This is a genomic window from Magnetospirillum sp. ME-1, assembly GCF_002105535.1.
Lineage (GTDB): Bacteria > Pseudomonadota > Alphaproteobacteria > Rhodospirillales > Magnetospirillaceae > Phaeospirillum.
On sequence record NZ_CP015848.1, the window covers coordinates 3,080,522 to 3,105,370 of the forward strand.

General features: G+C 66.6%; 25 protein-coding genes. 8 read left to right on the forward strand and 17 right to left on the reverse strand.

The window, feature by feature from the left end:
• Positions 1-43 precede the first annotated feature (43 nt).
• Together WV31_RS14530 and ccrA are read right to left on the reverse strand one after the other, a co-directional pair.
• Positions 44-1,702: an acyl-CoA dehydrogenase family protein gene (locus tag WV31_RS14530; protein ID WP_085374244.1), complete on the reverse strand. Its 1,659-nt coding sequence runs from the start codon at positions 1,700-1,702 to the stop codon at positions 44-46.
• A gap of 75 nt (positions 1,703-1,777) precedes the next feature.
• Entirely contained in the window at positions 1,778-3,034 is a 1,257-nt protein-coding gene (gene ccrA / locus WV31_RS14535) for a crotonyl-CoA carboxylase/reductase (RefSeq protein WP_085374245.1), read from the reverse strand.
• A gap of 215 nt (positions 3,035-3,249) precedes the next feature.
• Between ccrA and WV31_RS14540 the strand changes: the two genes are divergently transcribed.
• Complete coding sequence (locus WV31_RS14540) at positions 3,250-5,232, forward strand: protein meaA (protein WP_085374246.1); 1,983 nt, start codon at positions 3,250-3,252, stop codon at positions 5,230-5,232.
• A gap of 345 nt (positions 5,233-5,577) precedes the next feature.
• Here WV31_RS14540 and arsC read toward each other — a convergent pair whose 3' ends face one another.
• A complete protein-coding gene (gene arsC / locus WV31_RS14545; protein ID WP_085374247.1) occupies positions 5,578-5,925 on the reverse strand; it encodes an arsenate reductase (glutaredoxin) in 348 nt (115 codons plus the stop codon).
• Positions 5,926-5,954: 29 nt separating this feature from the next.
• Here arsC and WV31_RS14550 point away from each other — a divergent pair, with 29 nt between their 5' ends.
• A complete protein-coding gene (locus WV31_RS14550) occupies positions 5,955-7,220 on the forward strand; it encodes a mechanosensitive ion channel family protein (RefSeq protein ID WP_085374248.1) in 1,266 nt (421 codons plus the stop codon).
• Between the two features lie 9 nt (positions 7,221-7,229).
• Here the strand turns inward: WV31_RS14550 and WV31_RS14555 are convergent, their stop codons facing one another.
• The 3 genes from WV31_RS14555 to WV31_RS14565 are packed head-to-tail and all read right to left on the reverse strand — an operon-like array spanning position 7,230 to position 8,440.
• On the reverse strand, positions 7,230-7,706 hold the full coding sequence (locus tag WV31_RS14555) for a hypothetical protein (RefSeq protein ID WP_085374249.1): 477 nt from the start codon (positions 7,704-7,706) through the stop codon (positions 7,230-7,232).
• A complete protein-coding gene (locus WV31_RS14560; protein ID WP_206072546.1) occupies positions 7,703-8,011 on the reverse strand; it encodes a hypothetical protein in 309 nt (102 codons plus the stop codon). Before WV31_RS14560 ends, WV31_RS14555 begins: the two co-directional genes overlap by 4 nt.
• Positions 8,012-8,029: 18 nt before the next feature.
• Entirely contained in the window at positions 8,030-8,440 is a 411-nt protein-coding gene (locus tag WV31_RS14565) for a regulatory protein RecX (protein ID WP_237051305.1), read from the reverse strand.
• A gap of 127 nt (positions 8,441-8,567) precedes the next feature.
• Between WV31_RS14565 and WV31_RS14570 the strand changes: the two genes are divergently transcribed.
• The 6 genes from WV31_RS14570 (at position 8,568) to rpmB (ending at position 13,579) form a co-directional block, all read left to right on the forward strand.
• Positions 8,568-9,380, forward strand: a complete 813-nt coding sequence (locus WV31_RS14570; protein WP_085374252.1) for an ABC transporter permease — start codon at positions 8,568-8,570, stop codon at positions 9,378-9,380.
• A gap of 118 nt (positions 9,381-9,498) precedes the next feature.
• Complete coding sequence (locus WV31_RS14575; protein WP_168185953.1) at positions 9,499-10,668, forward strand: aspartate aminotransferase family protein; 1,170 nt, start codon at positions 9,499-9,501, stop codon at positions 10,666-10,668.
• Positions 10,665-11,582, forward strand: coding sequence for an ornithine carbamoyltransferase (argF, locus tag WV31_RS14580; protein ID WP_085374254.1), 918 nt, complete (start codon positions 10,665-10,667; stop codon positions 11,580-11,582). Before WV31_RS14575 ends, argF begins: the two co-directional genes overlap by 4 nt.
• Entirely contained in the window at positions 11,579-12,478 is a 900-nt protein-coding gene (gene hslO / locus WV31_RS14585) for an Hsp33 family molecular chaperone HslO (RefSeq protein WP_085374255.1), read from the forward strand. The genes argF and hslO overlap by 4 nt, the downstream gene beginning before the upstream one ends.
• Positions 12,479-12,543: 65 nt before the next feature.
• Positions 12,544-13,137 (forward strand): hypothetical protein, encoded by a 594-nt coding sequence (locus WV31_RS14590; protein ID WP_085374256.1) that lies wholly within the window; start codon positions 12,544-12,546, stop codon positions 13,135-13,137.
• 139 nt (positions 13,138-13,276) lie between these two features.
• Entirely contained in the window at positions 13,277-13,579 is a 303-nt protein-coding gene (gene rpmB / locus WV31_RS14595) for a 50S ribosomal protein L28 (protein WP_085374257.1), read from the forward strand.
• Between the two features lie 305 nt (positions 13,580-13,884).
• Here the strand turns inward: rpmB and WV31_RS14600 are convergent, their stop codons facing one another.
• The 11 genes from WV31_RS14600 to WV31_RS14650 form a co-directional block, all read right to left on the reverse strand.
• Positions 13,885-14,721, reverse strand: coding sequence for a CheR family methyltransferase (locus tag WV31_RS14600; RefSeq protein WP_085374258.1), 837 nt, complete (start codon positions 14,719-14,721; stop codon positions 13,885-13,887).
• 4 nt (positions 14,722-14,725) lie between these two features.
• Entirely contained in the window at positions 14,726-15,871 is a 1,146-nt protein-coding gene (locus WV31_RS14605) for a protein-glutamate methylesterase/protein-glutamine glutaminase (protein ID WP_085374259.1), read from the reverse strand.
• Between the two features lie 23 nt (positions 15,872-15,894).
• Positions 15,895-16,260, reverse strand: a complete 366-nt coding sequence (locus tag WV31_RS14610; protein WP_085374260.1) for a response regulator — start codon at positions 16,258-16,260, stop codon at positions 15,895-15,897.
• Positions 16,261-16,345: 85 nt separating this feature from the next.
• The gene (locus WV31_RS14615) at positions 16,346-16,831 is read right to left on the reverse strand and encodes a chemotaxis protein CheW (protein ID WP_011382772.1); all 486 of its coding nucleotides are present in this window, start codon (positions 16,829-16,831) and stop codon (positions 16,346-16,348) included.
• Positions 16,828-19,494 (reverse strand): hybrid sensor histidine kinase/response regulator, encoded by a 2,667-nt coding sequence (locus WV31_RS14620; RefSeq protein ID WP_085374261.1) that lies wholly within the window; start codon positions 19,492-19,494, stop codon positions 16,828-16,830. The genes WV31_RS14615 and WV31_RS14620 overlap by 4 nt, the downstream gene beginning before the upstream one ends.
• 170 nt (positions 19,495-19,664) lie before the next feature.
• A complete protein-coding gene (locus WV31_RS14625; protein ID WP_085374262.1) occupies positions 19,665-20,279 on the reverse strand; it encodes a histidine phosphotransferase family protein in 615 nt (204 codons plus the stop codon).
• Between the two features lie 63 nt (positions 20,280-20,342).
• Positions 20,343-21,659 (reverse strand): class I SAM-dependent RNA methyltransferase, encoded by a 1,317-nt coding sequence (locus tag WV31_RS14630; protein WP_085374263.1) that lies wholly within the window; start codon positions 21,657-21,659, stop codon positions 20,343-20,345.
• A complete protein-coding gene (locus tag WV31_RS14635) occupies positions 21,656-22,240 on the reverse strand; it encodes an ABC-type transport auxiliary lipoprotein family protein (protein ID WP_237051306.1) in 585 nt (194 codons plus the stop codon). The genes WV31_RS14630 and WV31_RS14635 overlap by 4 nt, the downstream gene beginning before the upstream one ends.
• 5 nt (positions 22,241-22,245) lie before the next feature.
• Positions 22,246-23,208 carry an MlaD family protein gene (locus WV31_RS14640; RefSeq protein ID WP_085374264.1) on the reverse strand — a complete coding sequence of 321 codons (963 nt, stop codon included), beginning with the start codon at positions 23,206-23,208 and terminating at the stop codon, positions 22,246-22,248.
• Positions 23,205-24,032 carry an ABC transporter ATP-binding protein gene (locus WV31_RS14645; protein WP_085374265.1) on the reverse strand — a complete coding sequence of 276 codons (828 nt, stop codon included), beginning with the start codon at positions 24,030-24,032 and terminating at the stop codon, positions 23,205-23,207. Before WV31_RS14645 ends, WV31_RS14640 begins: the two co-directional genes overlap by 4 nt.
• Positions 24,032-24,847, reverse strand: a complete 816-nt coding sequence (locus WV31_RS14650) for an MlaE family ABC transporter permease (protein ID WP_085374266.1) — start codon at positions 24,845-24,847, stop codon at positions 24,032-24,034. The genes WV31_RS14645 and WV31_RS14650 overlap by 1 nt, the downstream gene beginning before the upstream one ends.
• Between the last annotated feature and the right edge of the window lie 2 nt (positions 24,848-24,849).

Genomic DNA, 24,849 nt, shown 5'->3' on the forward strand with positions numbered 1-24,849 from the left:
GACCCCCGGGTCAAGCCCGGGGGTGACGACGGAATGAGTGGGGTCAGTCGCGGGCGCCCGACAGCAGGCCGCGGGCGATGACCTGGGCCTGGATCTCGGCGGCGCCCTCGAAGATGTTGAGGATGCGGGCGTCGCACAGGATGCGCGAGATGGGGTATTCCTCGGCATAGCCGTTGCCGCCGTGCACCTGCAGCGCATTGTCGGCGTTGGCCCAGGCGACGCGGGCGGCGAGCAGCTTGGCCATGCCGGCCTCGATGTCGCAGCGGTGCCCCTCGTCCTTCTCGCGGGCCGAGAAGTAGGTCAGCTGGCGGGCGACCATGGTCTCGACCGCCATCCAGGCGATCTTGCCGCCGACGCGGGGGAACTCGTAGATGGGCTTGCCGAACTGGACGCGCTCGTTGGCATACTTCAGGCCCACTTCCATGGCGCACTGGGCGACGCCCACGGCGCGGGCCGCGGTCTGGATGCGGGCCGATTCGAAGGTTTCCATCAGCTGCTTGAAGCCCTGGCCCTCGACACCGCCCAGCAGGTTGGCGGCGGGAACCTTGAAGCCGTCGAAGCCCAGCTCGTATTCCTTCATGCCGCGATAGCCCAGCACCCTGATCTCGCCGCCGGTCATGCCCTCGGCCGGGAAGGGATTGTCTTCCGTGCCGCGCGGCTTGGGCGCGATCAGCATGGACAGGCCCTTCCAATCCTTGGTGTTGGGATCGGTGCGGGTGAGCAGGGTCATCACGTCGGTGCGGGCCGCGTGGGTGATCCAGGTCTTGTTGCCGGTGACCACATACTCGTCACCCTGTTTGACGGCGCGGGTGCGAAGCGAGCCTAAGTCGGAGCCGGTATTGGGCTCGGTGAACACGGCGGTGGGCAGGATCTCGCCCGACGCGATCTTGGGCAGCCAGTACTGCTTCTGCTCCTCGGTACCGCCGAGGCGGATCAGCTCGCCGGCGATCTCGGAGCGGGTGCCCAGGCTGCCCACGCCGATATAGCCGCGCGACAGCTCTTCCGTCACCACGCACATGGACATCTTGCCCAGGCCCAGGCCGCCGTATTCCTCGGGCAGGGTCAGGCCGAACACGCCCATCTCGGCCACGTGGTCCACCACCTCGATGGGGATCAGCTCGTCTTTCAGGTGCCATTCGTGGGCGTGGGGGATGACCTCGTTCTCGGCGAACGAGCGGAACTGGTCGCGGATGAGGACCAGGGTCTCGTCCTCCAGGCCCGGCTCGCCGAAATGGTGGCCGTCGCGGATCAGCTCGGCGATGCGGGTGCGCACGGCCGACGTGCAGCCGGCGCGGCGGAAGGTGGAGGTGGCGTCGTTGGAGAACTCGTGCACGGCCTTGGCGTCGAGGCCCAGATCGCCGGGACGCACCATCTCGCCCTGGCTCATGGGAATGCCGCCGTAGATCTGGGCGGTGTATTCGCCGAACGCCGCCTGGAGCATCAGGGTTTCCAGTTCGCCCAGCTTGCCCTCGCCCGATAGGCGCTTGGCCCAGCCCAGCATCTGCTGCAGGGCGGCGACGTAAGTGGCCAGCCAGGCATAGCCGTGGGCGGCGGTCTGGTTGGCGTCGAACAGGGCGCCGTTGACCTTGCCGTCCTTGCTGACCATGGCGGTGACATTGGCCTTGGCGGCCAGCCGCAGCTTGTCGAGCACCGCGACGGCGGACTCGCAGGTGGGGATCAGATCGGGAAGCAGGATGGTCATGGCGGCGTCCTTAAAGAACGATTGGAAATGAAAAAAACCCTCTCCCGGCGTGGGGAGAGGGTTTTCACTCAAGGTTTAGCCCTCGATGCAATCCTCGACGGTGTAGCGGCCGGGCTTCAGGGCCTGGACCAGCACCGCCATGTTGCCGGGCTTGTGCTCGTTACGCAGCATCTTCATGTGGGCCAGCGGGATGTCGTCCCACGAATAGACCTCGGACATGCAAGGATCGATGCGGCGCTCGATGACCAGCTGGTTGGCCTGGGCCGACTGCAGCAGGTTGGCGAAGTGGCTGCCCTGGATGCGCTTCTGGCGCATCCACACGAAGCGGGCGTCGAAGGTCAGGTTGTAGCCGGTGGTGCCGGCGCAGAACACGACCATGCCGCCGCGCTTCACCACGTTGCACGATACCGGGAAGGTGGATTCGCCGGGATGCTCGAACACGAAGTCGACGTCGTTGCCCTTGCCGGTGATGTCCCAGATGGCCTTGCCGAACTCGCGGGTCTTCTTCATGTAGTCGGAGAAGGCCTTGGGGTCGCCGTCCACGTCGGGCAACTGGCCCCAGCAGTCGAAGTTCTTGCGGTTGATGACGCCCTTGGCGCCCAGGCCGAGGACGAATTCGCGCTTGTCCTCTTCCGAGATCACGCCGATGGCGTTGGCGCCCGACACGGCGATCAGCTGGATGGCCATGGAGCCCAGGCCGCCGGCGGCGCCCCACACCAGGACGTTGTGGCCGGGACGCAGCACGTGCGGACGGTGGCCGAACAGCATGCGGTAGGCGGTGGCGAGAGTGAGCGTGTAGCAGGCGCTCTCTTCCCAGGTCAGGTGGCGCGGACGCTCCATGACCTGCTGGGCCTGGACGCGGCAGAACTGGGCGAAGGAGCCGTCGGGAGTCTCGTAGCCCCAGATGCGCTGGCTGGGCGAGTTCATGGGATCGCCGCCGTTGCACTCCTCGTCGTCGCCGTCGGTCTGGTTGCAGTGAACCACCACCTCGTCGCCGACCTTCCAGCGCTTCACCTTGGAGCCGACCTTGTAGACGATGCCCGAAGCGTCGGAACCGGCGATGTGGTACTCGGCCTTGTGGTAGTCGAAGGGCGAGATGGGCTTGCCCAGGGCGGCCCAGACGCCGTTGTAGTTGACGCCGGCGGCCATCACCATGATCAGGACTTCATGGGAGTCGATCTCGGGGGTGTCCACCACCTCGACCTGCATGGCGGTATCGGGCTTGCCGTGACGCTCCTTGCGGATGGCCCAGGCATACATCTGCTTCGGCACATGTCCGAGCGGCGGAATCTCGCCAAGCTCGTAGAGATCCTTGACCACCTGCTCGCTCATCCTAGAACTCCTTGACCCTCTGGACGACACTTCACCGACACGGCCGGCCTCGGCGCTCGGTACACCGCCTTTTAGCGTTTTGTCGCTTTCTTCGCAATGCACAAAATGATAGTTTGTTTCGCGAAGTCGGGGGAATGAGAAATTTTAGGTCGCAAGCCGACCCTAACCCCTGGCAAAGAGACATTTTTTTGAATGGATTCAGTCTGGAGCGCCCGATGACCGAAAAGACCGCCCGCGAAGCCGCCGCCCCCGCCCGCGAGAAGCCCTGGCTGTTCCGCACCTATTCGGGCCATTCCTCGGCCGCTGAATCCAACAAGCTGTACCGCACCAATCTCGCCAAGGGGCAGACCGGGCTGTCCATCGCCTTCGATCTGCCGACCCAGACCGGCTATGACAGCGACCACGCTTTGGCGCGGGGCGAGGTGGGCAAGGTGGGCGTGCCCGTCTGCCATATCGGCGACATGATGACGCTGTTCGAGGGCATTCCGCTCGAGAAGATGAACACCTCCATGACCATCAACGCGCCGGCCGCCTGGCTGCTGTCGCTGTACATCGCCACGGCGGAACGCCAAGGCGCGCACCGTTCGGTGCTGAACGGCACCACCCAGAACGACGTGATCAAGGAATACCTGTCGCGCGGCACCTATATCTTCGCGCCCCAGCCCTCGCTCCGGTTGACCAGCGACGTGATCGGCTTCACCTATACCGAGGTTCCCAAGTGGAACCCCATGAACGTCTGCTCGTACCACCTGCAGGAAGCGGGCGCCACGCCCGAGCAGGAGCTGGCCTATGCGCTGGCCACCGCGCAAGCCGTGCTCGACACCGTGCGTCCTACCGTGCCGGCCGCCGATTTCGAGACGGTGGTCAGCCGCATCAGCTTCTTCGTCAACGCGGGCATCCGCTTCGTCACCGAATTGTGCAAGATGCGCGCCTTCACCGAGCTGTGGGACGAGATCTGCCGTGACCGCTATGGCGTCAAGGACGAGAAGGCGCGGCGCTTCCGCTACGGCGTCCAGGTGAATTCGCTGGGGCTGACCGAGCAGCAGCCCGAGAACAACGTCTACCGCATCGTCATGGAGATGCTGGCGGTGGTGCTGTCCAAGAACGCCCGGGCCCGTGCCGTTCAGCTGCCCGCCTGGAACGAGGCGTTGGGCCTGCCGCGCCCCTGGGACCAGCAGTGGTCGCTGCGGCTGCAGCAGATCATGGCCTATGAGTCGGACCTCTTGGAATTCGGCGATATCTTCGACGGCTCGCACGAGATCACCCGTAAGGTCGAATCCCTGAAGGAAGGTGCCCGCGAGGAACTCCGGCGCATCGACGACATGGGCGGCGCCGTCTCGGCGGTGGAATCCAGCTACATGAAGCAGAAGCTGGTGGAATCCAACGCACGCCGCATCGGCGCCATCGAATCGGGCGAGCAGATCGTGGTCGGCGTCAATAAGTGGACCGAGACCGAGCCCAGCCCGCTCACCACCGGCGACGGTTCCATCATGACGGTGGACCCCAAGGCCGAGGCCGAGCAGATCGAGCGTCTCAAGGCGTTCCGGGCGTCGCGCGACGCCAAGGCGGTGGATGCCGCCCTGGCCGCGTTGCGCGCCGCCGCCCAGGAAGGCCGCAACGTCATGGAGCCCTCCATCGCCGCCGCCCATGCCGGCGTCACCACCGGCGAGTGGGCCCAGACGCTGCGCGACGTGTTCGGCGAATACCGGGCGCCGACCGGCGTGGCCCGCGCCGCCGCGGAAGCCAAGGGCGAGAAGATGGGCGCCGTGCGCGCCAAGGTCGAGGCGGTCTCCGCCAAGCTGGGCCGCCGGGTCAAGATCCTGGTGGGCAAGCCCGGCCTGGACGGCCATTCCAACGGCGCCGAGCAGATCGCCGTCCGCGCCCGCGATGCCGGCATGGAAGTGGTCTACGAGGGTATCCGCCTCACCCCCGCCCAGATCGTCAACGCCGCCCTGGAGGAAGGCGTCCACGTGGTGGGCCTGTCCATCCTGTCGGGCAGCCACGTGCCGCTGGTGACGGAAGTGCTGGAGCGCATGAAGGCCGCCGGCCTCGCCGACATCCCGGTGGTGGCGGGTGGCATCATTCCCCCTGAGGACGAGAAGATCCTGCTGGCCGCCGGCTGTGCCCGCATCTACACCCCCAAGGATTACGACATCACCGCCATCATGGGCGACATCGTCGACCTGCTGGCGGCCTGAGGTTGAGGTAAGGGGAGAAGGTGCGAAGGGACTCGTCCCTTCGCGTATCCCGGTTCTTGGAGCTTGTCATCCCGAGCGAAGGCGAGGGATCTCCGCCCGGACCGTTGGTGTCGGTCCTGAAGAGCCGTGCCAGGACGAGATCCCTCCTCCCGATGGTCGTCGGGATGACAGGATGAAGCTGTATTGGAATGTAAAGGCGAGGGGGCCATCCGGGGAAAAATGGCCGGCCCCCTCGCCAAAAGCCTGTCTTCCCTGACGAGGAGGAGACGGCCCGTCCCGGCAATCTATGCCAATTCCAACTCTCAAGCCAAGCGCCGGAGCGTTGCGTTTCGGTGAAGGCCGCCCTTACAGAATCGCCAGGACGCTTTCCGGCGGGCGGCCCAGGGCCGCCTTGGTGGCCGTCACCACGATGGGGCGCTCGATGACGATGGGATTGGCGACCATGGCCTGGACCAGGGCGGAATCGTCCAGTTTCGCCGGGTCGATGCCGGCTTCCGCGGCTTCCTTCTTGCGCAGGATGTCGGCCGGGCGCTTGCCCAGCAGGGACAGGATGCGGGAAAGCTCGGCGGCCGAGGGCGGCTCCTTCAGGTATTCCACGATGGTGGGGCTGATGCCCCTGTCCTCGATCAGCTTCAGCGTATCGCGCGACTTGCCGCAGCGCGGGTTGTGATAGATGGTGACGCCAGACGACATGCCTTCGATCCTCGGAGCGGTTAAAGACCATGAGTGCTGTTGCCCATAATGGCGTCTTCGGGCGCCTGCTCGCCACCCTGATGTTGCTGGGCGCGCTGTGCGGTCCGGCCCTGGCCCAGAGCGCGGCCCCGCCGCCGCCCGCCCCCATCCAGGAACTGCCGGGCCAGATCAACGCCATCGGCGACAAGGCCGCCGACGTCATGGTGCAGAAGCTGGCCGACCATTCGGGGCGCGACCAGTGGCGGCATACGGCGGTGATCGTCGTCGTCACCCTGGTGGTGGCCTTCGGCGCCGACCGCCTGTCGCGGGGCGCCTGGCACCGTTTCGCCGGGCGGCGGCTGTCCGACGAGCAGCGCCTGCGCATCCGGCTGCGTCTGGGCTGGCTGCGCCGCATCCTGCTGGTGGGGCTGTGCGGCGGGGTGGGCCTGATGACCATCCAGTCCCTGGGCGTCTACGACGTCATGGCGGTGGTGGGCTCGGAATGGGGGCGGCGCATCCTGTCGGGCGTCATCAACATCATCCTGGTTCTGGCCCTGGCGGTGGTGTTCTGGGAGGTGCTGCGCGCCCTGATCGAGCGCTATCTCTCCGCCACCGATGCCGAGGGCAACCAGTTGCCGCGCTCGGGCCGCGCCCGCACCCTGCTGCCTTTGGTGCGCAACGCTGCCTTCATCCTGCTGGTGGTGACGGTGGGGCTGATCGTGCTGTCGGAGATCGGCGTCAACATCGCGCCGCTCCTGGCCGGCGCCGGCGTGCTGGGCATCGCCATCGGCTTCGGTTCGCAGAAACTGGTCCAGGACATCATCACCGGCGCCTTCATCCTGTTCGAGGACACGGTGGCGGTGGGCGATTCCGTCAAGGTGGGCGAGCATGTGGGGACGGTGGAATCGCTGTCCATCCGCGCCCTGAAGATCCGGGACGGCAACGGCTCGCTGCACACCGTGCCGTTCGGCGCGGTCTCCACCGTCATCAATTCCAGCCGGGGCTTCAACTATGCCGGCATCGACGTGCCGGTGGCCTATGAGGTGGACACCGACCGGGCGACGGAGATCATCCTGGCCCTGGGCACCGAGATGCGCGGCGAGGCCAATTGGGGTGCCATGATGATCGATCCCGTCGAGGTCCAGGGCGTCGAGCGCTTCGACGCCGCCTCGGTGATCCTGCGGGTGCGCATCAAGACCACGCCTGGCGACCGCGTCACCCTGATCCGCGAGTTCAACCGCCGCCTGAAGCAGCGCTTCGACGCGGCCGGAGTGGCCATGAGCTCGCCCCAGGCCCAGAAGGTGGTGTCAGACTGAGGAACAGGGTCAGGCCGCTTTGCCGTGGGCGTCGGCCAGCACATCGAAGCAGACGCCCAGAGTCTCCTGATTGGCGTGCCGTCGTGACATCTGATAGGCCAGTTCCAGCACCCGGTCGGCCCCGATCTTTATGCGAAGAATTCGAGCCTTTACCACGTTGAGAGCCACGATATGTTTGATTAAGTGGCTTTCTGGCAATTCATAGGCATCCCCCGCCAGATGGACGATGTCAAACCGGCTGAGGCGATAGGCGTATACACCGGCAACCTTGCCGAGAGATACCCCATGGGTTGCGCTGCGCCGCCTTAATAGGGCTTCGACATCAATCTCTGCTTCCTCAAGGGCGAGCCGAAGCTCCCTCTTGGAGAACTCAACGCAGGTCAGATCGACTTTAAAGTGCCGAGCTACGCGTGCCAAACTGTCGGTGTAGTTCGAGGTGATCTCCTTGCGAACGCTCACAAGGGACACCGGCAAATTCTGGGTCATCGTCCGGTCATGCGCCTTGCTGCTGCATAGACCTGCGCCAGTTCACGATCATCATCTTCAGTGAACGGAGGGCGGGAGACAACTTCGGCCAATTCTTCGAAATTCCGAATGCCGTCGTTCAGCACCTGCTCGGCCCGTACCGGGTCGGTGTGAGACATCTCCTCCAACAACTCGGCCATGGCCGCTGGGTTGTCGATGAGGGCTTGAAGGTTGGGCATGGAATGCTCTGCTAAGACGAAGGAACTGGCGTTCGGCAAGTATCTAGCAACTTTTTCTCGCAGAGCAAGAAAAATGTTGAAATACAATTGTATGCAAGCCCCTGTCTATTGATCCTCCGCCTCGATGACGGCGCGGGCGGTTTCCCAGGAAAAGCCGGCGCGGCCCAATGCGGCCAGGTCCTTGGCGCGGAATTCAGCCCGCTTGTCGGCGGCGCGGTAGGGGCCAAGGCGCCGGCGGCGCGCCAGGGTGAAGGCGGCGGCCAGTTCGGAGTCCGGCTCCTGTTCGGACAGGGCGGCGGCGACGGTTTCGGCCTCGACCCCCTTGGCCGACAGCGCGGCCTGGATCAGCCGGGTGCTGGCCCCCTTGCGCCTTAAGGTCCGCACCTTGATGTCGGCATAGGCGGCGTCGTTCAGGTATCCCAGCCCGGCCAGCTTGGCGATCACCGCCTCGACCAGCGAGGCGGCCTCGTCGCGCTCGCCGCCCCAATGGGCCAGCGACCGGTCCACCTTGCGCATGAGTATCCGCTTAAGGTTGGCCCTGGACGAGGAATAGCGTTCGAGATAATGCAGGGCTGCATTCTCGAGGTATGATGGCGTGATCTTGGATGGTGGGCGCCGAGTGGTCATGGAAAGCGAGTGTAGCATGAGAGACGACGTGAACATCCTGCCGCCGGCGCCCCGCTCCTATGGCGCGGTCAACTGGCTGGGGACCTGGACCCTGTTGTGCAAGGAGGTGCGCCGTTTCCTCAAGGTCTATTTCCAGACCATCGTCGCCCCCGTGGTCACCACCTTGCTGTTCCTCTCGGTGTTCGCCCTGGCGCTGGGCCCGGTGGCGGCCGAGGTCAAGGGCGTGCCCTTCGTGCAGTTCCTCAGCCCCGGCCTGATCATGATGGCCATCGTCCAGAACGCCTTCGCCAACACCTCGTCGTCCATCATCATCGCCAAGGTCCAGGGCAACATCGTCGACATGCTGATGCCGCCGCTCACCGGGGCCGAGCAGACGGCGGCGGTGGCCTTGGGCGGCGTGGCGCGCGGGCTGGCGGTGGGCATCGCCGTGGGCCTCGCCATGGCCCTGTTCGTTCATCTGCCGGTCCACAATCCGCTGCTGATCGTCTATCACGCGGTGATGGGCTCGTTGATGCTGTCGCTGTTGGGCATGATGGGCGGCATATGGGCCGACAAGTTCGACCATATGGCGGCGGTGACCAATTTCATCGTCACGCCGCTGTCCTTCCTGTCGGGCACCTTCTATTCCATCGAGCGCCTGCCCCAGGCCTTCCACGCCGTCGCCCTGGTCAATCCGTTCTTCTACATGATCGACGGATTCCGGGCGGGATTCATCGGCGTCAGCGACGGTTCGGTGGCCGTCGGCGTCGCCGCCATGGCGGTGGCCGACCTGGTTCTGCTGCTCGCCACCTGGCGCATGCTGGACAGCGGATACAAGCTCAGAAGCTGAAAAGCCGCCAGCCCATTGACATTTACCGTTTTCCAACCGATATTCTGCCGCTTTCCATGAGCGCACCGGCCTTTTCGCTCGCACTTGCGAGGCCGCCGGGCATTCTCGGGAGAGTGACGTGATTCCAGTGGTGATGCCGACCTATGCGCGTGCCGACCTCGCTTTCGAGCGGGGCGAGGGTGTCTATCTGTTCACTGCGGACGGCCGACGCTTCCTCGATTTCGCCGCCGGCGTGGCCGTCAACGCGCTGGGGCATTGCCATCCGCGTCTGGTCAAGGCGCTGACCGATCAGGCCGCCAAGGTCTGGCACACCTCCAACCTCTACCGGGTGCCGGGGCAGGAGAAGGTGGCCGCCAAGCTGGTGGAGCGCACCTTCGCCGACACGGTGTTCTTCTGCAATTCCGGCGCCGAGGCGCTGGAATGCAGCATCAAGATGGCCCGGCGCTACCACTATGCCGCCGGCAATCCCGAACGCTACCGCGTCATCTGCGCCGAGGGCGCCTTCCACGGCCGCACGCTGGCCACGGTGGCGGCGGGCGGGCAGAAGAAGCATATGGAGGGCTTCGCCCCCACGGTCGAAGGCTTCGACCATGTGCCGTTCGGCAATCTCAACGCCATGCGCGCCGCCATCACCAAGGAGACCGCCGCCATCCTGGTGGAGCCGGTCCAGGGCGAGGGCGGCATCGTCCCCGGCGATCCCGATTACCTGCGCCGCCTGCGCGCCACCGCCGACGAGTTCGGCATCCTGTTGATCTTCGACGAGGTGCAGACCGGCATGGGCCGCACCGGCACCCTGTTCGCCCACCAGCAGGCGGGGGTCACCCCCGACATCATGGGCGCGGCCAAGGGCCTGGGCGGCGGCTTCCCGGTGGGCGCCTGCCTGGCGACGGAAAAGGCCGCCTCGGGCATGGTGGCGGGCACCCACGGCTCCACCTTCGGCGGCAATCCGCTGGCCATGGCGGTGGCCGACGAGGTGCTGAACGTCATGGCCGAGCCCGGCTTCCTGGACCGCGTCCAGGCCATGGGCGCCCTGCTGCGCGCCCGGGTCGAAGAGGTTTGCGCCCGTTTTCCCGGCGTGGTCACCGAGGTCCGGGGTCTCGGCCTGATGCTGGGCTTCAAGCCCGTCATGCCCAACACCGAGATGGTGGCGAGGCTGGCGGGCCACGGAATGCTGACCGTGGGGGCCGGCGACAATATCGTGCGGCTGCTGCCGCCGCTGATCATCGATGAAAGCCATGTGGACGAAGCCGTGGGCATCCTGGCCCGCGCCTTCGATGAGGTGAAATGACCCCTTCCAACGCATCGGGCGCGCCGCGCCATTTCCTTGACCTTGACCGGTTCGACACGGCGACGCTGCGCCATATCCTCGATCTCGGCCTGGCCTACAAGCAGGGCAAGGGCCCCAAGGCGCCGCTGGCCGGCAAGATCCTGGCCATGATCTTCGAGAAGCCCTCGACCCGGACCCGCGTGTCCTTCGAGGTGGGCATGAAGCAGCTGGGCGGCGACGTCGTCATGCTGGCGGCGGGCGACACCCAGCTGGGCCGGGGCGAGACCATCGCCGACACCGCCCGCGTGCTGTCGCGCTTCGTCGATGCGGTGATGATCCGCACCAACCTGCCGGAAAAGATGACCGAGCTGGCCAGCCATGCCGGCGTGCCGGTGATCAACGGCCTGACCGACGAATCCCATCCCTGCCAGGTGATGGCCGACGTGATGACCTTCGAGGAGCATCGCGGCTCGCTGGCCGGCAAGGTGGTGGCCTGGGTGGGCGACGGCAACAACGTGGCCGCCAGCTGGATTCACGCCGCCGGCCATTTCGGCTGCGAGATCCGTCTGGCCTGCCCGGAAAGCCTGATGCCGTCGCGGGCCGCCGTGGACTGGGCGCGGGCCAAGGGCGCCAGCGTGGTGCTGACCACTCACCCGGCCGAGGCGGTCTCCGGCGCCCATCTGGTGCTGACCGACACCTGGGTGTCCATGGGCTGCACCGATTCCAACCGCCACGAGCTGCTGGAGCCCTATCAGGTCAACGAGGCGCTGATGGCCAAGGCCGCGCCGGATGCCCTGTTCATGCATTGCCTGCCCGCCCACAGGGGCGAGGAAGTGACCGACCCGGTCATGGACGGCCGGCAATCGGTGGTGTGGGACGAGGCGGAAAACCGCATGCACGTCCAGAAGGGAATCCTGACCTGGTGCCTGGCTTGACCGATACCGTCCTGCCCTTTTCCGTGATGGGCGGCGCGGTGCGCGGCCGCCTGGCCCGCCTGGGCGCCTCGCTCGACACCATTCTCGACGACCAGCATGCCTATCCGGTGCCGGTGGCCGCCCTGCTGGCCGAGACCATGGCGCTGGCCGCCGTGCTGGCCACCTCCATGAAGTTCGACGGCATCTTCACCCTGCAGGCCCAGGGCGACGGCCCGGTCTCGCTGCTGGTGGCCGACGTCACCAGCGCGGGCGACATGCGCGCCCACGCCCGCTTCGACGCCACCCGCCTGGGGCAGGTGCCGGTGTCCGACCGGGCCTCGGTGCCGGCGCTGCTGGGCAAGGGCTATCTCGCCTTCACCGTGGACCAGGGGCCGGATACCGACCGCTACCAGGGCATCGTCGAGCTGGAAGGCGCCACCCTGGAAGACTGCGCCCGGGCCTATTTCAAGCAGTCGGAACAGCTCGACACCGCCATCGAGGCCGCCGTGCGCCCGCCCGCCGGCGGACAGGGCTGGGCGGCCGCCGCGCTGATGATCCAGCGCATGCCCTCGGGAACCGGCAGCGCCCCCATCCTGGTGGCCGAGGAGGCCGAGGAAAGCTGGCGCCGCGCCGAGATTTTGCTCTCCAGCGTCACTGGCGCCGAACTGACCGACCCCGCCCTGGCGCCCGAACAGCTGCTCTACCGCCTGTATCATGCCGAGCAGCTGCAGGCCTTCGAGGCCAAGGCGATTCAGGCCCGCTGCCGCTGCTCGCGCGACAAGGTCGAGGCGACGCTGCGCTCGCTGCCCGCCGCCGAGATCGCCTCGGTGGCCGACGAGGCGGGCCGAATCGTGGTGACCTGCGAGTTCTGCCGCACCGACCATGTCTTCCGGCTGTCCGAGCTGCAGCATTCTTGACGGCTTGCCGCACCGCACCGATATTGAACCCACACGTTTCGCACGCCCAAGGGGAGTCATTTCCGATGATCGCTCGGCATATCCGCCTGGTGGTGGCCGTTGTCGCCGCCCTGACCGCCAGTGCCTGCCAGAACGCCAAGCCGCCCATGCAGAAGCTGCCCGAGATCAGCTTCGCCAATCTGCGGCCGTTCCAGCTGGACGTGGGCCAGTTGGAGATCGTCTCGGAATTCGTCGCCCCCGGCCGCTCGCCCCATATCGAGCACCTGATGCCGGTGTCGCCCGAAGGCGCCATCCAGCGCTGGGCCCAGGACCGGCTGAAGCCGGTGGGCCGCACCGGTTCGGCCCGGGTGGTGATCAAGGACGCCAAGGTGGTCGAGGTGCCGCTGTCGGTGGACAAGGGCCTGACCGGCGCCTTCAAGAAGGAGCAGGAGCTGCGCTACGACGCCGCGCTGAACGTGGCGGTGCAGATCCTCGACGCGCGCGGCATGGTCCAGGGCGAGACCGTGGCCCAGGCCACCCGCTCCAAGACCGTGGCCGAGGGCATCACGCTGAACGAGCGCGACCGGGTGCTCTACGACATCAGCGAAAGCCTGGCGCGTGATATCGACCAGCAGATGTCCCAGCTGATTCAGAGCTATCTCGGCCGTTGGGTGAGGTAGAGTCCATAAGGATTTGTATCGAATCGGATTCCGCGCTTGACGGGCGGCTTCCGCCACCGTAAAAACGCGGCTTCCTCCGGTATGCCCCGGCCAACGGGCGCTCTTCCGGGACCGAATTTTTGGATATGAGGATTTCGCTATGGCTCGTCGCTGCGCCATCACCGGCAAGGGCGTTCTGACCGGAAACAACGTCAGCCACGCCAACAACAAGACCCGTCGTCGGTTCCTGCCCAACCTGCAGGAAGCTTCGCTGCTGTCCGACGCCCTGGGTCACGCCGTGCGCCTGCGCATCTCGACCAACGGTCTGAAGACCATCGAGCATAACGGCGGCATCGACTCCTACCTGCTGTCCATCGCCACCACCAAGCTCAGCGCCGAGGCCCGCCGCCTGAAGAAGCGCATCGAGCGCGCCCTGGCGACCAAGCAGGCCGCCGCCGCCTAAGGTTTCGCTGGTTAAGCATCGCAAAAGGGTCCGTGGGCAGCCACGGGCCCTTTTGGTGTTTCCGAGTCCATGACTCCGGCGACGGCTTTATACAAACCTTCCTTTGACCTGTCCCGTCCTGTCATCCTGACGCCCAAAGGGCGGAAGGATCTTTCAGCCGCAGGCGGGACAGCTTGCACCTGAAAGATGCTTCGGCTTCGCCTCAGCATGACAGGTCAATTCATTGGCCTGCTGGTGTTATTGACCACGAAAAAGCCCCTCCCGGTGTCCCGGAAGGGGCTTTGTATGTCCGTTAAGGGACAGAGCTACTTGGTGGTGCCGATGCCGGCCGGAGCGCGGGTGGTGGAGTAGACGCCGCGCTGGTCGGGGATGGGCTTGAACTTGTCCGAGATGCCCAGCACCGTCTCGGCGCCGCCCAGATAGAGGAAGCCATCGTCGGGCATCACCCGGCTGATGTTGTCCAGCACGCGGGTCTTGGTGGGCTGGTCGAAATAGATCAGCACGTTGCGGCAGAACACCACGTCGAACTGGCCCAAGGGCTTCAGGTCGTGCAGCAGGTTGTATTCGCGGTACTGGACCATGCCGCGAATGGCGGGGTCGATCTGCCACATCTCGGCGGTCTTCTTGAAGTACTTGACGAGGAGCTGGATGGGCAGGCCGCGTTGCACCTCGAACTGGGAGTAAAGGCCGGCCTTGGCCTTTTCCAGCATCTCGGTGGAGATGTCGGTGCCGACGATCTCGATCTTCCAGCCGGCCAGCTTGGCGCCTTCTTCCTTCAGCACCATGGCCAGGGTGTAGGCCTCCTGCCCGGACGACGAGGCGGCCGACCAGATGCGGAACGACTTCTTGGTGGCGCGGGTGGCCAGCAGGTGGGGCAGCACGACGTTCTTGAACTGGTCGAACGGCTTGATGTCGCGGAAGAAGAACGACTCGTTGGTCGTCATCGCTTCGGTGACTTCGCGCAGCAGATCCTCGCCGGCGGTGCGCAGGCCGGATACCAGATCATCCAGACCCTTGAGGCCGCGCTTGCGCGCCACCGGGGTCAGACGGCTTTCCAGGAGGTAGGCCTTGTCGCGGGTGATGACCAGACCGGAACGGTCCTTCAGCAACTTGGCGACGAAATCAAAATCTTCGGGCCGCATGGGTTTAGCGCCTCGCCGCCAGTTTCATGATCCAAGGGGCAATTTCCGGCAGAGGCAGGACGGCCGAGCAAATGCCCGCCGTCGCCGCTGCCCCCGGCATGCCCCACACAACCGAGCTAGCCTCGTCCTGGGCGATCACGGTGCCGCCCGAGGCTACCACCGCCTGGCCACCCTTCATGCCGTCGGCGCCCATTCCCGTCAGGATGCAGGTCAGCACGCGCTTGCCATAGGCGGCGGCGATGGACCGCAACATGGGATCGACGGCCGGGCGGCAGAAGTTCTCAGGAGGGTTCTTGTTCAATCGCAACACTTTGTCGGTACCCTTGGTTTCCACCACCATGTGGAAATCACCCGGCGCGATATAGACGCGTCCACCGGCGATCACCTCGCCATCGACGGCCTCGCGGGCGTTCCAGCCCGAGACGCGGCTAATGTGTTCGGCCAGGATGGTGGTGAAGGTGGCGGGCATGTGCTGGGTGATCAGGATGGGCTGGCGAACGGTGCCGGCCTTCATGGTGCCCAGCACGGTGAACAGCGCCTGCGGGCCGCCGGTGGACGATCCGATGGCGATGATGTCCGGCGGCTCGGGCGTGTTGCTGCGCAGCTGCAGCGGGCCGGGCGGATGGATGGGAACCGGGGTGCGGGGCGAGGCCGGCGAGATGGCCGGCCGGGTGGCCGGCGGACCGCCGGGACGGGCGGGCCGCGCGCCGGCCTTGCGCGCCTGGCCCAGGGCCCGGATCTTGCCCACCAGTTCGCTCTTGAAGTCGGCGCCGCCCGCCAGGTCGCGGGTGGAGGTGGGCTTGGGGATGTAGTCGGCGGCGCCCATCTGCATGGCGCGCAACGAGACGTCGGCCCCCTTCAGCGTCAGCGTCGATTGCATGATCACCTTGAGGCCGGGGTCGATCTGCAGCAGCTTGGGAAGGGCTGTCAGACCGTCCATGACCGGCATCTCGATATCGAGGATGACCACGTCGATCTCGTTGCGCTCCAGCGACGCCAGCGCCATCTGGCCGTTGCCGACCGAGGCGACCACCTGGATGCCGGCCTCGCCTTCCAGAATGCGGGTGACGAGACCGCGAACGACCGCGGAGTCATCGACCAGCATGACCCGGATGGGCTCGGCTGCCGGAGAGGGGGAATCGATGGCCATGGGTGAAATCACCGAACCTGGGGCTACAGCAATCCGACCTGCGAGAATTTCGCCTGAAGGATTTCGCTGTCAAAGGGCTTCATGATGTATTCGTTGGCGCCGGCCGTGATGGCTTCCTGAATATGCTCGATATCGTTCTCGGTGGTGCAGAACACCACGATCGGATGATCGCCGCCGGGAAGCTGGCGCAGCGCGCGCAGGAAGTCGATGCCGTTCATCACCGGCATGTTCCAGTCGAGCAGCACGGCATCCGGCATGGAGCGCTTGCAGGCTTCGAGAGCGGCGGAGCCGTCCTCGGCCTCCTCGGTCTTGAAACTCAGCTCGTGCAGGATTTTCTTGGCCACCATGCGGATGACCTTGGAATCGTCAACGATCAGACAGGACTTCATTCCCAAGCTTGCCTCCGATGGAGGGGTGGTCTTGCTACCCCGGCGGGTTCGCCACCCCTTCGTGGTCCCTTACCCCATGCCTATACTATTCGTTCCGCGTGAAATCCAGCAGCTTGCCCACGTCGAGTACCACGAGCAGCTTGTCATCCAGGCGGTAGATGCCGATGGAGAAGTCCCGCCAATGGGGGTCCAGCGTCGGCGGATTGCGTTCGAACTTGGCCGCCGGCAGCGAGAGGACCTCGCCCACCTGATCGACCATCAGGGAGTAGAGCTCGCCGCCCATGTCGACGACCACGCTCATGCCCTTCTTGTCCTCGGCCCGCTTCTTCAGGCCGAGACGCAGGCGCACGTCGATGGCGGTGACGATGCGGCCGCGCAGGTTGAGGCTGCCTGCCACCTCGCGGGGCGCCAGCGGGATGCGGGTGATCTTCTGCGGGCCCAGCACGTCCTGGACGGTCAGCACGGGGATGCCGAACAGCTGACCCTCGATGAACATGGTCACGAAGTCCTGGGTCTCGGGAGCGGCCAGCTCCGTTCCAGGGCGCTTACCGGCGGGAACTAACTGGTTCATGCGGCACCTTTAGAGGCTGCGATGGTCGTGGCCAGGGTCTGCAACAGGGCATCGCGGTCGAACTTGGCGATGTAGTCGTTGAAGCCCACCTGACGGCCGCGTTCGAAGTCCTTTTCGGTGGCGTGGGACGACAGCGCCACCATGGGGATGGTGCCCCAGCGGCCGTCGGCGCGCACCGCCTGGGCGAACTCGAAGCCGCTCATGCCGGGCATCTCGATGTCGCTGATGATGGCGTCGAACTCGTCGCCGCGCTCACGCAGCGCCAGGGCCTTGTCGGCTCCGTCCACCGAGATCACCTCGTAGCCGGCCACCGACAGGAGCGGCGTCAGCAGGTTGCGGAAGAACGGCGAGTCGTCCACCAGCAGCACGCGGGGCTGATGGTATTCGGAGCTGCCGAATTCCTTGTCGTTGCGGCCGAACCAGTCGCCGAACGCCTGCGGCAGGTAATAGCCGGCGTCGATGATGGTGGTGGCCTTGCCGGCGATGACGGCGGTGCCGATGACGCCGGGATTGTCGGCGGACAGTTCCACCTTCAGGGTGTCCTCGACGATGTCGACGATCTCGTCCACCACCAGGCCCATGGTGTGGTCCTTGTCCGAGAACACCAGCACCGGCTGGCGGCCCTCGTCGCGGAAATTCATGATGCCGTCGATGGCGATCAGCGGCATCAGATGGCCACGGTACTGGACCATGGGCTTGCCGTGGCTGTGTTCGATGTCGCCCACCTCGATTTCCTCGAGGCGTGCCACCAGGGCCAGCGGCACCGCCTTGAGGTCGTCGCCGCCGGCGCGGAACACCAGCAGCGAGGTCTTGCGGTCGGCGTGGCTCTCGCGCACCGTCTGGGCCTCGGCGTCGCGGGTGCCGGCGCCCATCATGCCGGATTCGCCGGTGGCGCCGGCGATGCCGTTGGGGTCGAGGATCATGATCACCGAACCATCGCCCAGGATGGTGTTGCCCGAGAACATGGAGATGTGGCGCAGGATGGGGGCCACCGGCTTGACCACGATTTCCTCGGTGTCGAACACCCGATCGACGATGATGCCGAAGGTGTAGGTGCCCACCTGGGTGACGACGATGAAGGTCTCCTGCTGTTCTTCCTCGTTCTCGGCCAGCTTGAGCAGGCGCTTCAAGGAGACCAGGGGCAGAAGGCGATCACGCAGGCGCAGAACCGGCGCGTTGTTGATCATCTCGATGCCGTGCTCGGAATTGGCCGTCACGCGCACCAGCTCCAGAACGCTGATCTGCGGGATGGCGAAGCGCTCGACGGCGCATTCGACGATCAGGGCCGACACGATGGCCAGCGTCAGCGGGATCTTGATGACGAAGGAGGAGCCCTTGCCGGGCTGGCTCTTCAGTTCGACGGTGCCGCCGATCTTCTCGATGTTGGTGCGCACCACGTCCATGCCGACGCCGCGGCCCGAGACGCTGGTGACCTTCTCGGCGGTGGAGAAGCCGGCCTTGAAGATGAACTGGTAGATCTGCTGCGGGGTGAGCGCTTCCAGTTCCGACTCGGAGGCCAGGCCGTTCTGGATGGCCTTCTGCTTGATGCGGTCCAGGTTGAGGCCGCGCCCGTCGTCGGAGATCTCGATGATGATGTGGCCGCCCTCGTGGAAGGCGTTCAGCACGATCTTGCCCACTTCGGGCTTGCCCACCCGCTTGCGCTCCTCGGTGCCTTCCAGGCCGTGGTCGGCCGAGTTGCGCACCATGTGGGTCAGCGGGTCCTTGATCAGCTCGAGGACCTGGCGGTCCAGCTCGGTCTCGGCGCCCAGCATCTGGAGGTCGATCTTCTTGTTCATTTCGACCGCGAGGTCGCGGACGATGCGCGGCAGCTTGGCCCAGGCGTTGCCGATGGGCTGCATGCGGGTCTTCATCACACCTTCCTGAAGGTCGGTGGTGATGTGGGACAGGCGCTGCAGCGGGGTGGCGAACTCGCTGTCGTCCTTGCCGCGGACCATCTGGAGCAGCTGGTTGCGGGTCAGCACCAACTCGGACACCAGGGTCATCAGGTTTTCCAGCAGTTCCACGTTGACGCGGATGGTCTGGGCGGCGACGGCGGATTCCTTGGCCTCGCCCGCCGGAACGGGCGGAGCGGCGGCGGCCACGGCCGGCGGCTGGGCGGCCGGGGCGGGGACGCTGGCCTTGACCGGCTCGGGCTCGGGCTCGGGCTCGGGTTCCGGCTCGGGAGCCGGCGCGGCGGCGACGGGCTCGGGCGCGGCGGCCACCGGCTCGAAGGTGGGCATGGGCGGCGGCGGGGGAGGCGGCGGCGCGGCGGCGGCGCCCGAGGCGCGGCCCTCGGCCATGGCGTTGAGGCGCTCGATCAGGTCGTCGTCGCTGCCCTCGGGCTCGCACTCGTTCTGTTCGAGGTGGCCCAGGATCAGCTTGATGCGGTCGATGGACTGCAGGATCAGGGTCACGGCGTCGGGGGTGACCTCCAACTCGCCGTCGCGGAACTTGCCCAGCACGTTCTCGCCCGCATGGGCCACATGCTCGAGGCGTGGCAGCCCCAGGAAGCCGCAGGTGCCCTTGATGGTGTGGACCAGACGGAAAATGTTACCCAGAATCTGAGGATCGTTGGGATTCTGCTCCAGATTCACCAGGGCAACGTCGAGAACGGAAAGACTTTCCGATGTCTCAGTCAGAAATTCACTGAGGAGATCATCCATGATCGACTCCAGTACGGTCCTGTTTCAGCACCCGCACGCGGCACCAAAACCACCTCTCCCCCCATCCGAACTGGACAGGCCATGCCGACTAATAGCACGGCGAGGAGGTCTTTAGAAGAACCCAGACCCGGGTAAATCCGCTTGCGAAACGATTTTTTCCACAATCTTCGTCAGGCCATGATGGAAATCTCCCCGGGCCTGTGATCCAGCCGGATTTTCAGGCCCTTGGCCCTGGCGAGGTGAAGCGCGAACCATGCCTGGGCGCCACGGGGGCCCGAGGGCGGCGCGCCGTCGACGAGAACCAGCCGGGCCTCGGCGGACAGGCCCAGCCCTTCACCCATGGCATCGATCCGCAATCCGGCCGTTTCCGCTTGGCCGTGCCCGCACCGGGCAATAATCCGCCCGCCGCGCGGCAGGGCATCGCGGGCGATCAGCACCAGGTTCAGCAGCAGACGGGCGGTCTCGCCATCGATCTCGGGGCGGTCGCTGGCCCAGTCCAGGGTGATGCCGCCGGTCACCGCGCTGCCGAGATAGGCGCGCACCAGATCGCCCAGCGCCTTGGGCGCATGGGGCAGGTCGTTGGCGGGGCCCAGGGTGGCGCGCAGGAATTTCAGGCGGGACGTGGCCGCCCCCATGCTGGCCGAAACCAGGCCCAGGGTTTCCGGGTCGCTGCCGTCTTCCAGCAATTCCAGCCCGGCCGCCGCCGCGCCAAGGGGGCTGGCCAGATCGTGGCACAGACGGGCGCAGAGCAGTTCGGACAGCTTGGTCTCGGAAAGGTCAGTCATGGGCAGGCAGCATCCGGGATTTCACCTACAGTACATAGTCATACCATAGGCACAGTCAATACGTCATAACCGAAGGATCGCCACCGCTTCCAGGTGCGCCGACCACGGGAACTGGTCGATGGGGGAGATTTCCTCCACATGCCAGCCGCCATCGCAAAGGGTCTTGAGGTCGCGGGCCAGGGTCGCGGGATTGCAGGAAACCATGGCGATGGTGGCTGGTCCGCCGCCTGCGGGGCGGGCCAGTTCGGCGGCCTGGGCGGCCGCGCCGGCCCGCGGCGGGTCCAGCACCACGGCGCGGAAGGCTTTCAGCTCGTGGGCGGCCAGGGGACGGCGGGCCAGGTCGCGGACCTCGGCGCTGAGCGGCAGCTTGGCGGCCCTGGCGGCGGCGTCCAGCGCCGCCACCGGCCCCTGTTCGCCTTCCACGGCCCGCACCGGACCGCGCTGGGCCAGCGGCAGGCTGAAGCTGCCGCAGCCGGCATAGAGGTCGGCCACCGGCACGCCCCCAGGGATGGCGGCCAGGATGGCCTGGGCGATGGCCAACTCGCCGCCGCGGGTGGGCTGCAGGAAGGCGCCGGGGGCGGGCTCGACCGCGACGCCGCCGAACCGCACCAGGGCCGGACGCCGGCGGGCGATGGGCTCGACGAAGCCGCTGCCCGGCCGGCGCCAGTGCAGGCGGGCGAGGTCCAGGGACTGGGCGGCGGCGGCCAGGGCCTCGCGCTCGAACAGGTCCAGGCGGGCGGGCGCTTCCACCAGCACGTCCAGGCCGCCTTCGGTCAGGGTGACGACCATCTCGCCACCGCCTTCCACCGCTATGCCGCCCAGCATGCGGCGCAGGCCGGGCAGGGCGGCCCCCAAGGCGGGGTCCAGCAGCGGGCAGCGTTCGATGTCGATGACGGTATGGCTGGCGCGTCCGTTGAAGCCCAGCAGGATGGCGCCCTTGGCGCGGACGAAGGTGAAGTCGGCCCGCCGGCGCGAGGCGGGCGGAACGCGCACCAGCGGTGCCACCGGCACGTCGCCCAGGCCCTGGCGGGCCAGCTGGGTGATCAGCAGGTCGCGCTTCCATTCGGCGTAAAGGGAATCGTCCATGTGCTGGAGCGAGCAGCCGCCGCAGCGGCCGTAATGGCCGCAGGGCGGAGCGACGCGCCCCGGTCCGGGTTCGCTGACCTCGATCAGGGCGGCGGTCAGGCCGTCGCCGCGCTTGCCCTCGATCCTTGCCAGCACCTTGTCGCCCGCCACGGTGAAGGGGACGAACACCGTCTCTGCGTCCAGCCGCGCGATGCCGTCGCCGCGCGCGCCGACCTGCTCGATGGTCAGTTCCACGGTGCGCGGCGCGGGGGAAATCCGGCCGGAGCGCGGCGGAGCGCGGCGGGGTTTTCTCATTTGGCCGGCCGGGCCAGATCGGCGAGGAAGCGGGCGAAAATCTCGGTCGCGCCCTTTTCCATGGCGCGGGCGGCGTCCTCGACCCGCTCGCTGGGCGTCGGCACGCGGGCTTCGTAGGTCCGGAGCAGCACGAGGCGGCCATCGCGGGCGCCGACCACCGACAGCTCCAGCTCCACCGCCACCTCGGACCGGCCGGCGATCTGCTCGAAGCGACGCACCTTGCCGCGCAGCACCCAGTCGGAGAGGATCCGCAGATCCGGCGTCACCACCCGGTCGGCCAGCCCCGCCTCGGCCAGATAATGGGCCAGGCGGTCCTGCAGCAGCATGCCCGGCGGCTCGCTCCAGAAATCGTATTTGTAATGGGCCAGCACCCCGTCGCGGGCGAAGGCCAGGGCGCGTTCGGCCACCACGCCGTCGGCGGCCAGGCGGTTGACCTCGAGCACGCCGGGCAGGGCGGGTTTGGACAGGCGCTGGGCGGGTGCCCCGGGCTCGATGCGATAGAACGCATCCGGCGGCGCGGCGGGACCGGCGCAGGCGGCGAGGGCGAGGATCAAGAGGGCGGCGGAGAGGGTCTTGCGCATGGTCATCATTTCCGTCCCGGGCCGTCCTCGCCCCGTTTGTTGCCGCCGATCAGCACGCCGGGATTGTCGCGGATCTGGCGCGAGAATTCGTTCAGGTTCCGGGTGGTGCTGTCCAGGTTGTAGGTGACCGAATCGATGGAGCGCGATACCGCCTGCAGGGTATGGCGCAGATCCTTCAGGCTCTGATCGATGTTGTCCTGGTTGCCGGTGACGGATTTGTCCAGGCTGGTCAGCATGGCATCCACCTTCTTGCGGCTGTCCTGCAATCCGGCCGACAGCTTGGCGGCGTTGTCCAGGGTTTCGCGGATGCGCTCGGCGTTGGCGTCGGTGATCACCTTGCCCGACAGGGTGCCGGTCATCTTCTCCACGTCGGCGGTGATTTTGGGCGTCTTGGCGGCCAGATCCTGGGCCACCGTCAGCAGGTTGGCCATCAGCTCGGGGGCGTGGCGCTCCAGAATGGCGCCCAAGGACCCCACCTGCTGGTTCAGGCTGAACAGCAGCGGCTTCAAGGCCGTTTGGTTGAGGTCGGTGATCTGTCCGGCCATGTCGTTCATGGCGGCGAAGATGTTGGCGGCGGGGCCCGACGGAATGTCCGAGCCGGGGGGCAGCATCTCGGACGAGGTGCCGCCCTTGATGTCGAGCGTCGCCGCCGCCAGCAGGCCCGACGCCGCGACGCGGGCCTGGGAATCCTTGGGGATGCGCCAGTCGTTGGCCACCGAGACCTCCAGGCGGAAGGCGGTGGTGTTGCCCTCGTGCAGCGGCGAGATCTTCTCCACCTGGCCCACCGGGAAGCCTTCATAGGTGACCTTGGTGCCGTACTTGATGCCGGCCACGTTGGCCAGCCTTGTGTAATAGGCCTGGGTCGAGCCGGTCCGCCCCGTCAGCACCGCCACCACCACCACCAGCGACACCAGCATGGCCAGCACGAAGCCGCCGACCAGCACGTAGTTGATACGGGAATCCTTCATGGGCGCGGGGTCCGGTCGGTTGGGTGGGCGGGGCCGCCGATCAGGCGGCGCAGATAGGACTCCGCATCGGGCTCTGCTTCCTCGGTGCGGCGGTTCAAGAGGTTCTGGATGCGCGGGTCGGTGCTGGCGCGGATGGCCTCCACCGTGTCGAGCGCCAGCACATGGCCCTTGTCCAGCACGCAGATGCGGTCGGCGATCTTGAAGGTGGAGTCGAGGTCGTGGGTCACCACCACGATGCTCATGCCCATGGCGTCGCGCAGGCGCAGGATCAGGTCGTCGATACTGGACGCCACCACCGGGTCCAGCCCGGCCGAGGGCTCGTCGCAGAACAGCAGTTCAGGGTCCATGACGATGGCCCTGGCCAGGGCGGCGCGCTTGATCATGCCGCCCGACAGCTCGGCGGGCTTCAGGTGCTCGAACCCGGCCAGGCTGACCACTTCCAGCTTGAGCCGCGTCATGATGCCGATGGTGGTCTCGTCCAACTGGGTGTGCTCGCGCAAGGGCAGCGCGATGTTGTCGCCCACGGACATGGAGCTGAACAGCGCGCCCGACTGGAACGCCACCCCGGTCCGGGTGCGCAGCCGCTGCAGCGCCACCGGCGACAGCTTGGCGATGTCGTGGCCCAGGATGCGCACCGTGCCGGAACTGGGCTTCTTCAGCCCCAGCAGGTGGTTGAGCAGTGTGGTCTTGCCCGAGCCCGAGCCGCCCATGATCACCATGATCTCGCCCCTGGCCACGGACAGCGACACGCCGTGCAGGATCTTGCGGTCGCCGTAATGGGTGACCAGGTTGGAGACCTCGATGCTGTTGGCGGGGCTGCCCATCAGCGCGTCACCATGAAGACGAAGACCATGTCGGTGATGACGATGGCCGAGATGGCGTGCACCACCGAGCGGGTGGTCATGCGTCCCACTCCTTCGGCGCCGCCGGTGACCGAGGCGCCGTTGACCACGCCCACCACGGTGATCAGCACGGCGAAGATGGCGCTTTTGCCCAGGCCGTGCCAGATGTCGTTGAGCCGCACCAGGGTGGTCATCTCGTCCACATAGGCGCCGATGGAACTGCCCAGTTGCGGCGCGATGTAGAGGCCGGCGGCGAACAAACCCACCAGATCGGACCACAGGGTGAGCGCCGGCAGCATCACCAGCATGGCCAGCAGCGGCGGCACCACCAGGAAGCGCACCGGCGAGATGCCCATGACGGTCAGCGCGTCGATTTCCTGGTTGATGCGCATGGTGCCAAGCCTTGCGGCCAGCGCCGAGCCGGACCGTCCGGCCACCAGGATGCCGGTGATCAGGGGCGCGAATTCGCGCACCACGCTCATGGCCACGCCCAGCGAAACCCGGGATTCGGCCCCGAACAGGCGCAGCGTGTAGATGCCCTGGATGGCCAGCATGATGCCGATGGTGGCCGACAGCACGGTGACTATGGGCAGCGCGCCGATGCCGATCTCCATGGCCTGGGCCACCACGGGGGCGAGACGCACCGGCTGGCGCCGTTTTCCCCCCATGCCCAGCCAGTAGAGGCATTCGCCCACCAGCGAGGCGCCGAAGCCGAACTCGGCGATTCCGCCCATCGTCCGGCGTCCCAGCCGGTCGAGAAATCCGATGAATCCCCTGGGTTCGGCGTCGGTGCTCACCG

Bases quoted from the DNA above. Each gene is read 5' to 3' on its own strand.
- WV31_RS14530 (WP_085374244.1), bottom strand. From the start codon at position 1,702: ATGACCATCCTGCTTCCCGATCTGATCCCCACCTGCGAGTCCGCCGTC.
- ccrA (WP_085374245.1), bottom strand. From the start codon at position 3,034: ATGAGCGAGCAGGTGGTCAAGGATCTCTACGAGCTTGGCGAGATTCCG.
- WV31_RS14540 (WP_085374246.1), top strand. From the start codon at position 3,250: ATGACCGAAAAGACCGCCCGCGAAGCCGCCGCCCCCGCCCGCGAGAAG.
- arsC (WP_085374247.1), bottom strand. From the start codon at position 5,925: ATGTCGTCTGGCGTCACCATCTATCACAACCCGCGCTGCGGCAAGTCG.
- WV31_RS14550 (WP_085374248.1), top strand. From the start codon at position 5,955: ATGAGTGCTGTTGCCCATAATGGCGTCTTCGGGCGCCTGCTCGCCACC.
- WV31_RS14555 (WP_085374249.1), bottom strand. From the start codon at position 7,706: ATGACCCAGAATTTGCCGGTGTCCCTTGTGAGCGTTCGCAAGGAGATC.
- WV31_RS14565 (WP_237051305.1), bottom strand. From the start codon at position 8,440: ATGCGCAAGGTGGACCGGTCGCTGGCCCATTGGGGCGGCGAGCGCGAC.
- WV31_RS14570 (WP_085374252.1), top strand. From the start codon at position 8,568: ATGAGAGACGACGTGAACATCCTGCCGCCGGCGCCCCGCTCCTATGGC.
- argF (WP_085374254.1), top strand. From the start codon at position 10,665: ATGACCCCTTCCAACGCATCGGGCGCGCCGCGCCATTTCCTTGACCTT.
- WV31_RS14590 (WP_085374256.1), top strand. From the start codon at position 12,544: ATGATCGCTCGGCATATCCGCCTGGTGGTGGCCGTTGTCGCCGCCCTG.
- rpmB (WP_085374257.1), top strand. From the start codon at position 13,277: ATGGCTCGTCGCTGCGCCATCACCGGCAAGGGCGTTCTGACCGGAAAC.
- WV31_RS14600 (WP_085374258.1), bottom strand. From the start codon at position 14,721: ATGCGGCCCGAAGATTTTGATTTCGTCGCCAAGTTGCTGAAGGACCGT.
- WV31_RS14605 (WP_085374259.1), bottom strand. From the start codon at position 15,871: ATGGCCATCGATTCCCCCTCTCCGGCAGCCGAGCCCATCCGGGTCATG.
- WV31_RS14610 (WP_085374260.1), bottom strand. From the start codon at position 16,260: ATGAAGTCCTGTCTGATCGTTGACGATTCCAAGGTCATCCGCATGGTG.
- WV31_RS14615 (WP_011382772.1), bottom strand. From the start codon at position 16,831: ATGAACCAGTTAGTTCCCGCCGGTAAGCGCCCTGGAACGGAGCTGGCC.
- WV31_RS14620 (WP_085374261.1), bottom strand. From the start codon at position 19,494: ATGGATGATCTCCTCAGTGAATTTCTGACTGAGACATCGGAAAGTCTT.
- WV31_RS14625 (WP_085374262.1), bottom strand. From the start codon at position 20,279: ATGACTGACCTTTCCGAGACCAAGCTGTCCGAACTGCTCTGCGCCCGT.
- WV31_RS14630 (WP_085374263.1), bottom strand. From the start codon at position 21,659: ATGAGAAAACCCCGCCGCGCTCCGCCGCGCTCCGGCCGGATTTCCCCC.
- WV31_RS14635 (WP_237051306.1), bottom strand. From the start codon at position 22,240: ATGCGCAAGACCCTCTCCGCCGCCCTCTTGATCCTCGCCCTCGCCGCC.
- WV31_RS14640 (WP_085374264.1), bottom strand. From the start codon at position 23,208: ATGAAGGATTCCCGTATCAACTACGTGCTGGTCGGCGGCTTCGTGCTG.
- WV31_RS14645 (WP_085374265.1), bottom strand. From the start codon at position 24,032: ATGGGCAGCCCCGCCAACAGCATCGAGGTCTCCAACCTGGTCACCCAT.